Source organism: Azospirillum sp. (genome assembly GCF_035628975.1).
GTDB lineage: Bacteria > Pseudomonadota > Alphaproteobacteria > Azospirillales > Azospirillaceae > Azospirillum.
The window spans coordinates 1-12768 of the sequence record NZ_DASPIS010000048.1; the positions used below are offsets into that span (position 1 = coordinate 1).

Sequence of the window (12768 nt, forward strand, 5' to 3'; positions counted from 1 at the left end):
CGCAATCGCCGCCTCGCCAAGGACTTCGAGGCCACCGTCGAGAGTGCCGTCGCCTGGATCTTCATCGCCAGCGTCAAACTGCTCTCAAGACGGGTGGCCCGGACATAGCCACAGCCATGCCGATTCCGAGTCCGACTCTTAATGTTTGAACATGACGTAGCCACCGCTTGAAAATTTCGAGCAATTTACAGAAAACAACTCCAAAGCGCAGACTATTCATTTCTCCAGCGCAAGATTATCGGTATTTAATTCAGCCACAATCTTGAGCGCCCGCATCTTTATTCCAGACTGTTAGGTATTCGGGGATTACGGCAACAGACCGGTTGATCGACAACGCTGCATGTTGTCGTCCCTGCATCCAAGCCGCCGCTCGATTTGGCGGCCGCGCTGATCTCACGGCTTTTCCCCATGGTGACCGGATCTGATGAGGAGCAACAATGAGTGTGACAGCCTTGGCCCAGCGCGCCACCATCACCACCCTAGCCGCGCGCAAAGGCGGTGAGCCCATCGTGTGTCTGACCGCCTATTCGGCGTCTTTCGCCAAGCTGTTAGACTCGCATGTCGATCTGCTGTTGGTCGGCGACAGCTTGGGCATGGTACTTTACGGCTTCGACAGCACGCTGCCCGTGACCGTTGACATGATGATTGCGCACGGTGCAGCCGTGGTACGCGGCTCGACACGGGCCTGTGTGGTTGTCGACTTGCCCTTTGCCAGCTATCAGGAGTCGCCGCAGCAGGCCTTCGGCAACGCCGCCCGTATTCTGGCGGAGACGGGGTGTGCGGCTGTGAAACTTGAGGGCGGGACTGAGATGGCCAAGACCGTCACGTAATTGCTCAGGGGGCTGGTCAGTCGGCGAAGATTGGCTGTCCAGCGATAGCGCGTGAGATGGCCTGATGGGCCGAGAGGCCGTTGAGGCGCCCGGTGCCGATGACGGAGCGGATGAGGGCGTGGACATCGGCGCCCCAGAGCGACCGGAACCCGTTCGTCACCTTGCGGAAGATGACGCTCGGGCGCAGGGCCTGCTCAGAGGCGTTGTTGGTCGGCGGCACGGCACGGTCTGTGATGAAGGTGAAGAACTGGGAGCGCCAGCGTTTGGTCTGGCGCAGCACCTCGGCGCCGGCCTCGGTGACGGTCGGCATGCCCAGCAGGTGATCAAGCCGCCGCTCGGCCTTGGCGCGATACTGGGCCAGCGTACTGTCCTTCAAGTCCGGCCGTCGTCGCCCTACCGCGATCACCCAGCACAACAGCCGACGTAGGGCCGGGGCGAAGCCAATCTCACCTGCATCGATGGCGTATTGCACGTCGCGCAAGACATGGGCGAGGCAGACCTGGTGGGTGGCGGCATGGCCCTGCTGGGCGCCCCAGCGATCCGACACCCAACAGCGCGGCCGATGCTCGCCCAGCACCTCGGTGATGACCTCGCGCCCACGCGAAGGGTGGATGCGATGCAGGACGGCCTTGTCGCTGACCAGCACCCATTCCCAACCTATGCGCGTGCCCTGATCCACCGTAGTGAGCCGCGCCCCGGTTTCGTCGCAGCCAATGACGGTGGCTTGGCGCAGCCGCTCCACGATGGCCACCACGGCTTGGCCGAGTGGGCGGCTCACCCGGCACAGCGCATTGGCGATGGCACCCTCGCTGATCTGCAGCCCAAACAGCTCGGCCATCAGCCGGGAGAGGCGATCGTAGCCGACGGCGTGCTGGTGATGCAGATAGGCCAGCATCGTCATGATCGACGGGCCGAACGGCGAGCCGGGCGGCATGGTTTCGGGCGGCGTGGCGCGCACCCGGCGCCGACAGGCCGGACAGCGCTGACCGAAGAGGCGCACCCGCGTGATCACCGGCCGGATGGGTGGCAGGTCGATGTGATCGTAGGCGTGGCGCAGCCGTTGAGTTTCGGCGCCCACCGCGGTGCCGCAGTGGGCGCAGGCGTACGCATGGCAGTCCACCACCTGATCGGGATCGGCGGCCAACGCGCGCGTCACTCCGGGGCCGTTGCGCTTACGCCGCGGCTTCTTAGGACGCGGCGGATAGTTCGCCTTCCGGTCGCGTGAGGGGGGCAGGCTGGAGTTGCTCGGCGTCTTCGCGGGCTGGTTCAGCTTCGCCTCGAGCGCCGCGACGCGCTCCAGCAGCGCCAGGATCAGCGCGTCCTTCTCTTCCGAACTCAGGCGGGACAGATCGGGGCGAGTCATGGATAGGTTGACTCATATCCAGCCTCGCGAGGCAACGGCCCGTTAGGAGCACCTCCGACCCAGCTTAAGCTCGGCCACTCTCATTACCGGCCAGCCCCCTGAGCAATTACGACCGTCACCTATCTGACCGCGCGCGGTGTGCCGGTTATGGGCCATGTCGGGCTGACCCCTCAATCGGTCAACACGCTCGGCGGCTTCCGCGCGCGGGGCCGTAGCATGGACGAAGGCGAGCGCATATTGGCCGACGCTCAAGCCATCGCTGACGCCGGTGCTTTCGCGCTGGTGATCGAGGGCGTGATGGAGCCATTGGCCAATCGCATCACGGCGGCAGTGGCGATCCCGACCATAGGCATAGGCGCGTCCCTTGCCTGCGACGGCCAAGTACTGGTAACTGACGACATGCTTGGCCTCTTCACTGATTTCACTCCGAAATTCGTACGCCGCTACGCCGAGCTCGGCCCGACCGTCATCCAGGCCGCTTTGGAATTTTCAGAGGGCGTCCGCCATCGTCGCTTCCCGGGTCCGGAGCATGTGTTCGCCCCGCGTAAGGCGCCTACCCCTGAAACGGCACCGTGACCATAGTGGTTCGCGCCAAGCTGCACGATATCGGTTCCGTCAGGTGTCGAGCCAATTCTGAGCTGACGACCCGATGGTCCACAGGCGGATGCCATGGATTACGCGACCGCGAGCATATCGCGTAGCGCGGCGAACCGTTGGACATGGATCGCCCGTCGCTACGCCGCCGGGGCGTGCTGCTTGCGCCGGTTCGCCGATCGCAGGAAGTTGCGCCCCTCATCGTGAGCCCGACAGATCCGAACACCTCTTCCAGCGCCCGAAGCTAGCCGGCATACTTATGGGTGGTGGTCATCTTGAGGATGATGACAGTAACTGCCACGGCCGAGCGGAAGAACGCGTCGGCAGCCGCTCGGCCGCGGGTTTTGCTCAGGTAGACATCAATTGGGTTTCTGTTGCTGTCGATGGCGCGGTACAGCTACTGCCACCACCCACCGACCTTCAGGTACGTCTCATCCACGGACCTGCTGTGACCGGTCTTGCTCCCCCAGCGCTGCCGCAGAGCAACGGCGAGCAACGGCGAGCAACGGCGCCAATTTGGCCTCCCAGTTGTGCACCGCCTGGCGCGAGAAGACCAAGCAGCACAGCAGCAGAAATTCCGCGAGATCGCGCGCGCTCAGCTTGAACCGGAGGCGCAACAGCACGATCAGAGAGAGGACGTCGGTTGGCAACTGCAGGCGATTCAATGTCGATCCGGTACGCTCGTTGAAACCGCGCCCATACGCCCGGCGCCAGAATCAGTGGTAGCCGTGGGCCATCCGGGCCGAACGCTCCGTTGTCCTGATCGAGTGGCAGTGCGGGTAGCGCATTCCTCACCTCCAGAGTGGAGGTGATCCTCCCCATCAGCCCTGCCCTGCCGGGCAAGCTGGCGCAAAGGCTGACGGAGCCGTATCATTTGCCGTCCTTCGCTGTAACGGATCCGTCCATGCCGGTACGAGATGCCTTTGGAAACACGCCACGCGACCGCTTTCTAAAGGGCGAAGATCTGCCTGCTGGGAGTTTGGACGAGGCGGTGCTGTCTTCCTGGCGGCGTCTGCGGGATCGGGCATCGACGGAGTCTTCCCGTCCATCGGCGCACCGTTCAGCGGACGTGCTGGCAAACGGGCTGCTGGGCAGTATCGCTGCCACCGGCGCGCTGATCCTCGGCTCGATCCGTCTGATCCTGGGCCGCGATCATCCCGTCTCCATCGTTCTGGTCGATGGCGATCTGATCATTCACAGCTTGGCCGGGGACCGCTCCTTCGTCGAGCAGCTAGATGCCGTCGGTCTGAGGGAGGGACGGTCGGCGGCGGAGGATGCCGTCGGCACCAATGCCGTCGATCTCTGCCTGCGGGAACGGCGCCCCATGGTCACGTCCGGCTGGCAGCATGTCTGCCCCGGTCTGATGGACGTCAAGATCGCCGCAGCCCCCCTGTTCGGCTTGAACAACGCCCTGCACGGTGCCATCGCCCTGGTGTCGGACGCGTCGGTCGGAACGGACACGCTGAACGGCCTTGCCCTGCTCTGCGCAGAGAGCACCAGCGCCCAATTGAGCGCGGTCGAAACCAGCGGCAATCTCGACCGCATGCTGGTCGAGCAGCGGGCCATCGTAGACAGCATCTCCGATGGGTTGCTGGTGGTGGACGAAGATGGCCGGGTCCGTCACATGAACGCACCAGCCGGCCGCATCCTGACCCTGAACCCGGAGCAGAGCGTCGGCCGCCGCTTTGCCGAGCTGCTTGATTTCGAGCCGATCATCGCGCCGATCTTCCGCACTGGCATCGGCTATTACGACCGTGAGCTGATCATCGATTCCGGTCGGCGCCACCTCCATCTGATCGACACCGCCATTCCGATCAAAGACGCCCAAGGCAAAGTCCAATCGGTCGTGAACACCTTCCGCGAGTTCAACCGCGCCAAGCGGATTGCGCAGCAGATCGCCGGCAGTCCGGTGCGCTACACCTTCGACGACATCATCGGCACGTCGGATTGCCTGCGCCACGCCATCGGCGATGCCCGCAAGGCAGCATTCGGCACCGCGAACATCCTGCTGAACGGGCCGAGTGGCAGCGGCAAGGAGGTCTTCGCCCAGGCCATCCACGCCCATGGCGACCGCCGCGACGCCCCCTTCATCGCTGTGAACTGCGCAGCCCTGCCGCGCGAGCTGATCGAAAGCGAGCTGTTCGGCTACCTCGCCGGCAGCTTCACCGGGGCGCAGAAGGGCGGCCGGCCCGGCAAGTTCGAAATGGCGTCCGGCGGGACGATCTTCCTCGACGAGATCACAGAGATGCCGCTCGACCTCCAGGCCAAGCTGCTGCGCGTCCTCCAGGAGCGCGAGGTCACCCGGATCGGCGCCACCCGGCCTATACCGATCGACGTCCGGGTCATCGCCGCATCCAATCGGAACCTGAAGGATGCCATCGCCCGGCGGGAGTTCCGCGACGACCTTTATTATCGCCTGCACGTCGTCTCAATCACTATCCCGGCCTTGAAGGACCGCAGAAGCGACATCCCCATGCTGGCGACCCACTTCCTACGCAAATACGCCGCCAGCGCCGGTAAGCCGGTCTTCACCATCTCCGAGGCTGCCCTGCGGGCCATGACGACGTATGATTGGCCAGGCAACGTGCGTGAGCTGGAAAACACGCTGGAACGCCTCGTCGTATTGTCCGACGGCACTGAGATTCAGCAGTTTGATCCGCCGGGTGATGCACGGACGCCAATCCCGTCTTCCACAATGGTTCCCACCATGAAAGCGTTGCGCGAGCATGAGCGCGACGTCATCACCGCAACGCTTATTCATGTCGATCACAACGTGACCAAGGCGGCGGAGATCCTCGGCATCGCCCGGCCGACGCTTTACAGCAAAATCCGCGACTACGGCATCGTCCTGCAACGCGCCGGAGCGGACAAGGCGTCTTAATTCTGAACGATCGTAAGATTTCCTAACGTTCCATCTTTTGACGATGCTCTCGAGAGTGATGCCCGTCCGGATCGGCGGCTTCTCTTGACCTCAAGATAAAGCACTGAGATCGCTTTATAAAAATTCTTCTCTGCAAATTCGAAGACGGTTGGCACAGGCGTTGCGGAGTGACAGGCGAGCCCCCTGAACAGGAGACCGCCGGCATGACAAGCCCACTCGATCCGGAGCGTGTAGAAACGGTGCAACTTGTCGTCGATGCCTCGATGACGGCCGACGCCTTCGCCCGTGACCCGGATGAGCATTATCCGCAGGTCCTCGCCACGCCGGTGATGATCGCCGAGATGGAGCGCGCCTGCGCCGCCCTGCTGCGCCCCGTGCTTCGGTCTGGAGAGCTGTCGGTCGGGGCCAAGCTTGATGTATCACACGTCGCACCGACCGCGGTCGGCGGTCAGGTGAGGACCAGCGCCCGCTTCACGGGCCGCGAGGGCGCTCTCTACTGGTTCAACGTGTGGTCCGAGGATGCCGGCGGCAAGATCGGCCAGGGCCGACACGCCCGTGCCATCCTGTCTCAATCCGCAATCGAATCCCGTGCCGCCGAGCGCGCCGGTTCGTAACCGGTGCTTCCCCCTTCCAGACCGAGGCCCTGATGCCGACCTCCGATCTTTTCCACCCCGACTTTGAAACCTTGGCCGACGGCGAGATCCGCGCCCTGCAGGATCGCCTTTGGGCAGCGCAATGGGACTATGTGTCCGAGCGGTCGGCGATGTACCGACGCATGCTGCCCACCAGCATCGGGACACCGGTGACGCTCGACGGCCTCCAGGATCTGCCGCTGACCGACAAGGAGGATCTGCGCGCCGGCCAGGAAGCCGCCTATCCCTTCGGCAACTATGTGGCCTGTGAGGAGGCGAACATCGTCCGCCTGCACCGTACCTCCGGCACCACCGGCCGTGCGCTCAACCTTGCCAACAGCCGGCAGGACTGCGACCGCATCGCGACCATCGGCGGCCGCGCGATGCATGCCTCCGGACTGCGGACGACCGACCGCGTGGTGCATTGCCTGAACTACTGCATGTGGACTGGCGGCGTGACCGACCACATGACGCTGGAGGCGGCCGGTGCGACAGTGGTGCCTTTCGGCGTCGGCAACACCAAGCAGCTTCTCCAGACGATCCGCGATCTGAAGATCACCGCCATTTCCTGCACGCCGTCCTATCCGGCCCTGCTGGAAAAGCTACTGCGCGACGAAGGCGGTCCGGCACCGCGCGACCTTGGGCTTCGGCTCGGCCTGTTCGGCGGCGAGGCCGGTCTGGACAATGCGTCCTTCCGCGCGACGATGGAGGAGACCTGGGGCTTCGGCGTGCGCAACGCCAATTACGGCCTCAGCGAGGTGCTGAGCACGCTGGGGAGCCAGTGCGAGGCGACCACCGATCTGCATTTCCATGGCAGCGACTATCTGTTCGCCGAAATCCTCGATGTGGAGGGTAACCGCCTGCCGATCCGCGAGGGCACGGTGGGCGAGCTGGTCTGCACCCACATCGAGAAGGAATGCCAGCCGCTGATCCGCTATCGCACCCGCGACGTCGTCACCGTGACCGGAACCGGGCGCTGCGCCTGCGGCCGGACCTCCTGGCGCTTTCGCGTCAGCGGGCGCACCGACGACATGTTCAACGTGCGTGGAATCAACGTCTTCCCCAGCGCGGTCCGCAAGGCGGTCAGCAGCCTGCCGACGCTGTCGTCCGGCCATTTCCGCATCCGGCTGATCGGGCCGGGACCCTACGACCGCATCCAGCTGCGCGTCGAGGCGGCGGAGGGGCTACCCGAAACGGCATGGTCCGCGGCAGCGGCGGAACTGGAGAAGGCGGTGCGTGAACAGGCCGGCGCGACTGCCTCGGTCACCATGATCCCGCACGACACGCTGCCGCGCACCGCCGGCAAGACCGACTGGATTGAAAGGATTTCATCATGAGCACGGTCAATCTCGATGTGACAGCCGGCATCGGTCGCGTGACGCTGAACCGGCCGGAGCGGATGAACGCCATCGGCACCGTCCTGCTGCGTGACCTTCACGCCGCATTGACCGAAGCGGCGGAGCGCCCGGACGTGTCGGTGATCCTGCTGTGCGGCGCCGGGCGGGCTTTCTGCGCAGGCGACGACCTGAAGGAATTCGATCAGCAGACCCGCGACGATGCGGCGATCCGCGCCCACATCGCCGGCATCCAGCAGATCACCCACGACCTGATGTTCGGATCGAAGGTCGTGGTGGGGGCGGTACACGGCTTTGCCGTGGGCGGCGGGTTCGAATGGCTGCTGAACTGCGACCTCGTGGTCGCCTCCGACGATCTCCAGGCCTTCTTCCCCGAAATGGACTGGGGCCAGTTCGTGACCGGCGGGGTGACGCATCTGCTGCCACTGGCGGTCGGCTATCAGCGGGCGATGGAACTGATGCTGCTGGGCGAACGGCAATCGGCGGCACGGCTGGCCGAACTCGGACTGGTCAACCGGGTGGTCCCCCGCGAGGCGCTGCTCGACACCGCGACGGCACTGGCGGCGACGGTGGCCGGGAAGTCGCGCTTCTCCACCGGCCGGCTGAAGCGCCTGATGACCGTCGATCTGTCCGACACGCTGCGCCGCGCGCTGGACCTGGAGGCGGCGGCCACCATCGAAGCGTTCGGCAATCCCGAAGCCGCCGCCCGCGTCGCCCGTTTCGCCGCCCGCAAGTCGTCTTGAGAAGGAAAAGAAATGGACGAGATCAAAGCCGTCACCTTCGACTATTTCGGCACGCTGGTGGACGTCGATGCCGGCGGCACCGCTGGAATGACGGAGGTTCTGTCCAGGCTGGGCCGCAGCGATCTGGACGCCGCAGCCCTCTATCTCGACTGGGATGTGCGCAACGTCCAACTCTACCGGTCGTCCGCCTATCGCCGGTACCGAGAGGTTGCCGCCGAAGCGTTGGCTGCCACGCTGGCCGAGGCCGGGATCGAGCGGCTGGATGCGGCCCAGCTTCCGGCCCTGACCGACACGCTGCTGACCGGCCTCGTCGAGCAGGCGCCGCCGCACCCTGAGGTGCCTGAGATCCTCGCCCTTCTGGCGGCCAAATATCCGCTGATGCCAATCACCAACATGGACAGCGACCTGTTCGCCCGCAGCCGGCTGGCCTCTTTCTTCCCGAGCGTCACGACCGCCGAAATGGCCCGGGCCTACAAGCCTTCGGAGCGCATCTTCCGCCTCGCTCTGGAACGGCTGGCGCTGGCCCCCGGCGAGGTTCTGCACGCCTCGCTGGCTTCTTGGGCCGATATCGACGGAGCCAAGCCGCTGGGCATGCGGGTCGCCTGGATCAACCGCACGCAGGACAGGCTGGGGGCGTGGCAGCCCCGGCCGGACCATGAGTTCGCCGATCTCTCCGGATTGCGCGAGGTGCTTGCCCTCTGACATCGGTCTCACCGAAAGGCGGGTTTTGCCGAGACACGTCCGCCGCATGCGGCCCGGCGGACGGATGCAACGACACAACAACATGCCGCGTCAACGAATGGGGAAGTTCCATGTCTCGATCAATGTCTCGATTTGGGTCTCGATCCGACACGTTCATCCGCAAGCTGTTCCGTGGCAACCTGCTTCGTTTCGGCATCTCGCTCGCGGCGCTGGTGCCGACGGCGGCGGCGGCCGATGTCAAGCTTGGCCTCGCCGGGCCGGTCACCGGGCAATACGCCTCCTTCATGGAGCAGATGCGGCGCGGTGCCGACCTCGCCGTCGCCGACCTCAACGCCGCCGGCGGTATCAATGGCGAGAAGGTCGTCCTGCAGGTGGCCGACGACGCCTGCGATCCCAAACAGGCGGTGGCGGTCGCCAACCGCTTCGTCGCCGATGGCGTTCAGGCGGTGGTCGGGCATTTCTGCTCCAGCTCCACCATTCCGGCCTCCAGCGTCTATGCGGAAGCTGGACTGGTGATCGTGACGCCGGCCTCGACCAACCCGACGATCACCGAGCGCGGCCTGACCAACATGTTCCGGGTTTGTGGGCGCGACGACCAGGCCGCAGGGGTGGCGGCGAAGCAGATCGTCAGCCGCGATCTCGGCCGGACCATCGCCATCGTCCACGACAAATCCACCTATGGCCAGGGCATTGCCGAGGGGGTGCGGACGGAGCTGGCGCAGCAGGGCCGCAATGTCGTGCTGTTCGAAGGCATCACCCAGGGGGAGCGCGATTTCTCCTCGCTGGTCGCACGGATGAGAGCCTTGAACGTCGATGTGGTCTTCTTCGGCGGGTATCATACCGAGGCCGGACTGCTGGTGAGGCAGGCGGCCGAACAGGGGCTCAAGACCCGGTTCGTGGCCGGCGACGGCTTGGCGACCACGGAGTTCGCCGCCATTGCCGGACCGGCCAGCGATGGAGTGATGTTCACCTTCTACCCGGATCCGCGCGTCAACGCCGGCACCGCCGATCTGGTGCAGCGCTTCCGTGCCGCAGGTTTCGAGCCGGAGGGCTTCACCCTCTACACCTACGCCGCCGTCAACGTTCTGGCCGACGCGGCCAAAGCGGCGAAGACGATGAAGGGCGACAGGCTCGCCGCCGCGCTGCGTGCCGGCACCTACCGCACCGTGTTGGGCGACATCCGGTTCGATCAAAAGGGCGATCCGAACTCCGAGCCCTTCGTGCTCTATGCCTGGAACAACGGCACCTACGCTCCCCTGAAGTGATCCCGGCAGCACGCCTGCCCTGACGAACGGAGCCGAAGCCACGGCCGCCGAACGCGGGGACATGCCCGCCGCTCGTCCCGAATCAGGACGAGCGGCGCCGTGGCGCATCGCGCCGTCCGTCCCGACATCCAAGCCCTTTCCTGCCGCTCGTTCGTGCAGGAAAGGGCCTCAAACTTCGGGCGACGACTTCATGGACTATTTTCTCCAGCAATTGATCAACGGCTTGTCGCTTGGGGCGATTTACGGCCTGATCGCGATTGGCTACACGATGGTGTACGGCATCATCGGGATGATCAACTTCGCCCATGGCGAGATTTATATGATCGGCTCCTTCGTGGCGCTGATCACCTTCCTGGCCATCGGCGCGCTCGGCATCACCTGGGTGCCGTTGGCGCTGCTGGTCATGCTGCTCGCCTCCATGCTGTTCACCAGCGTCTATGGCTGGACGGTCGAGCGCATCGCCTACCGGCCGCTGCGCTCCTCGCCCCGGCTGGCGCCGCTGATCTCCGCCATCGGCATGTCGATCTTCCTGCAGAACTACATCCAGATCCTCCAGGGCGCCCGCTCCAAGCCGCTGCAGCCCATCCTGCCCGGCAACCTCACCCTGATGGACGGCGCCGTCTCCGTCAGCTACGTGCGGCTGGCCACCATCATCATCACCCTCGTCCTCATGGTCGGCTTCACCATGCTGATCAACCGCACCTCGCTGGGACGCGCCCAGCGCGCCTGTGAGCAGGACAAGAAGATGGCGGGCCTGCTCGGCGTCAACGTCGACCGCGTCATCTCGCTGACCTTCGTCATGGGCGCAGCGCTGGCCGCCGTCGCCGGCATGATGGTGCTGCTGATCTATGGCGTCATCGACTTCTACATCGGCTTCCTCGCCGGCGTGAAAAGCTTCACCGCGGCCGTGCTCGGCGGCGTCGGCTCGCTGCCCGGCGCCATGCTCGGCGGCGTCGTCATCGGCCTGATCGAAGCCTTCTGGTCCGGCTATGTCGGCTCCGAATGGAAGGACGTCGCCACCTTCTCCATCCTCGTCCTCGTCCTGATCTTCCGGCCCACCGGCCTGCTCGGCCGGCCCGAGATCGAGAAGGTGTAAGCGCCATGACCCTGCACTCCAACACCGTCTCATCCGCCGGGCGCGCTGTTTCGCGCGGCGTCGACTGGGCCGCCACCGTCAAGGACGCCGCGCTCGCCGCCTTCGTGGCATTGCTGCTGACCGTCCCGCTGGTCGGCCTGCGCACGGTCGACCGCCCCACCGGCCTTGGCATCGAAGCCCGGCCGGAGGAGGTCGTCGCCTCGCTGCTGCTGGTCTTCTTGGGCCGCCTCGGGCTCGGGCTGATCCGCCAGGGCATGGCGCTGCCGGTGCTGATCCTGGCGCTGATCTGCGCCGGCGTCGGGCTGCTGCTGCCGATGCCGACCCAGGTGCTGCGCCTGGTGCTGGTGCTGGGCGGCGGCGTCATCGCGCTGCGTGCCGCCATGACGGTCGCCACCGGCCGCTCCAAGCTGTCCCAGGTCGACCGCGACAAGCGCATGGACCGCTTCGCGGCCAAGGTCCAGCATGCCAGCCGCTACATCGGCCCGGTCGCCGTCGCCTTCGCCGCCGTCCTGCCGCTGACCCCGCTGGCCGACCGCATGATCCTGGACATCGGCATCCTGCTGCTGACCTACATCATGCTGGGCTGGGGCCTGAACATCGTGGTGGGCCTCGCCGGCCTGCTCGACCTCGGCTATGTCGCCTTCTACGCGGTCGGCGCCTACAGCTATGCGCTGCTGGCGCATTACTTCGGGCTCAGCTTCTGGGTCTGCCTGCCGCTGGCGGGCGTGCTCGCGGCCATCTCCGGCGTGCTGCTGGGCTTTCCCGTCCTGCGGCTGCGCGGCGACTATTTCGCCATCGTGACGCTGGGCTTCGGCGAGATCATCCGCATCATCCTGGTCAACTGGTACCAGTTCACCGGCGGTCCCAACGGCATCTCCGGCATTCCGCGGCCGAGCTTCTTCGGCATCGCCGACTTCTCCCGCAGCCCGGCCGACGGCATGGCCGCCTTCCACGAGATGTTCGGGCTGGAATTCTCGCCGCTGCACCGCATCATCTTCCTCTACTACCTCATCCTGGCTTTGGCGCTGGTGGTGAACCTGTTCACGCTGCGGGTGCGCAAGCTGCCGCTGGGCCGGGCGTGGGAAGCGCTGCGCGAGGACGACATCGCCTGCGCCTCGCTGGGCATCAACCGCACCAACATGAAGCTGGCGGCCTTTGCGATTGCCGCGATGTTCGGCGGCTTCGCCGGCTCCTTCTTCGCCACGCGCCAGGGCTTCATCAGCCCGGAGAGCTTCACCTTCATCGAGTCGGCGATCATCCTGGCCATCGTGGTGCTGGGCGGCATGGGCAGCCAGATCGGCGTGGTG

At 65.4% G+C, this 12768-nt stretch carries 11 protein-coding genes and 3 pseudogenes; 11 read left to right on the forward strand and 3 right to left on the reverse strand.

Features of this window, described 5'->3' with window-relative positions:
* Window positions 1-108 (forward strand): annotated as a pseudogene (locus tag VD964_RS10535) (IS5/IS1182 family transposase); the annotation flags it as partial.
* A gap of 329 nt (window positions 109-437) precedes the next feature.
* Window positions 438-824: pseudogene (locus VD964_RS10540) on the forward strand (3-methyl-2-oxobutanoate hydroxymethyltransferase); the annotation flags it as partial.
* 22 nt (window positions 825-846) lie between these two features.
* Here VD964_RS10540 and tnpC read toward each other — a convergent pair.
* Window positions 847-2193, reverse strand: coding sequence for an IS66 family transposase (gene tnpC, locus VD964_RS10545; RefSeq protein ID WP_324868333.1), 1347 nt, complete (start codon window positions 2191-2193; stop codon window positions 847-849).
* A 111-nt stretch (window positions 2194-2304) separates the two neighbouring features.
* Between tnpC and VD964_RS10550 the strand changes: the two are divergent.
* A pseudogene (locus VD964_RS10550) lies at window positions 2305-2769 on the forward strand (3-methyl-2-oxobutanoate hydroxymethyltransferase); the annotation flags it as partial.
* Window positions 2770-3031: 262 nt separating this feature from the next.
* Here the strand turns inward: VD964_RS10550 and VD964_RS29905 are convergent.
* Entirely contained in the window at window positions 3032-3184 is a 153-nt protein-coding gene (locus VD964_RS29905) for a DDE-type integrase/transposase/recombinase (RefSeq protein ID WP_414637123.1), read from the reverse strand.
* A gap of 34 nt (window positions 3185-3218) precedes the next feature.
* Window positions 3219-3452, reverse strand: coding sequence for a hypothetical protein (locus VD964_RS10555; protein WP_324868335.1), 234 nt, complete (start codon window positions 3450-3452; stop codon window positions 3219-3221).
* Window positions 3453-3595: 143 nt separating this feature from the next.
* On the opposite strand from VD964_RS10555, the gene VD964_RS10560 reads away from it, so the two are divergent.
* The 8 genes from VD964_RS10560 to livM all read left to right on the forward strand — a co-directional run.
* Complete coding sequence (locus VD964_RS10560) at window positions 3596-5668, forward strand: sigma-54 interaction domain-containing protein (protein ID WP_324868337.1); 2073 nt, start codon at window positions 3596-3598, stop codon at window positions 5666-5668.
* 203 nt (window positions 5669-5871) lie between these two features.
* Window positions 5872-6282, forward strand: coding sequence for a thioesterase family protein (locus VD964_RS10565; protein ID WP_324868339.1), 411 nt, complete (start codon window positions 5872-5874; stop codon window positions 6280-6282).
* Window positions 6283-6314: 32 nt separating this feature from the next.
* Window positions 6315-7637 carry a phenylacetate--CoA ligase family protein gene (locus tag VD964_RS10570; protein ID WP_324868342.1) on the forward strand — a complete coding sequence of 441 codons (1323 nt, stop codon included), beginning with the start codon at window positions 6315-6317 and terminating at the stop codon, window positions 7635-7637.
* Window positions 7634-8398 carry an enoyl-CoA hydratase/isomerase family protein gene (locus VD964_RS10575; RefSeq protein WP_324868343.1) on the forward strand — a complete coding sequence of 255 codons (765 nt, stop codon included), beginning with the start codon at window positions 7634-7636 and terminating at the stop codon, window positions 8396-8398. Before VD964_RS10570 ends, VD964_RS10575 begins: the two co-directional genes overlap by 4 nt.
* Before the next feature lie 12 nt (window positions 8399-8410).
* Window positions 8411-9100, forward strand: coding sequence for an HAD family hydrolase (locus VD964_RS10580; RefSeq protein ID WP_324868345.1), 690 nt, complete (start codon window positions 8411-8413; stop codon window positions 9098-9100).
* A gap of 110 nt (window positions 9101-9210) precedes the next feature.
* Window positions 9211-10365, forward strand: coding sequence for a branched-chain amino acid ABC transporter substrate-binding protein (locus VD964_RS10585; RefSeq protein ID WP_324868347.1), 1155 nt, complete (start codon window positions 9211-9213; stop codon window positions 10363-10365).
* 190 nt (window positions 10366-10555) lie between these two features.
* Window positions 10556-11461, forward strand: a complete 906-nt coding sequence (locus VD964_RS10590; RefSeq protein ID WP_324868349.1) for an ABC transporter permease subunit — start codon at window positions 10556-10558, stop codon at window positions 11459-11461.
* Window positions 11462-11466: 5 nt separating this feature from the next.
* The coding region (gene livM / locus VD964_RS10595) for a high-affinity branched-chain amino acid ABC transporter permease LivM (RefSeq protein ID WP_324868351.1) at window positions 11467-12768 on the forward strand (1302 nt) is incomplete at its 3' end.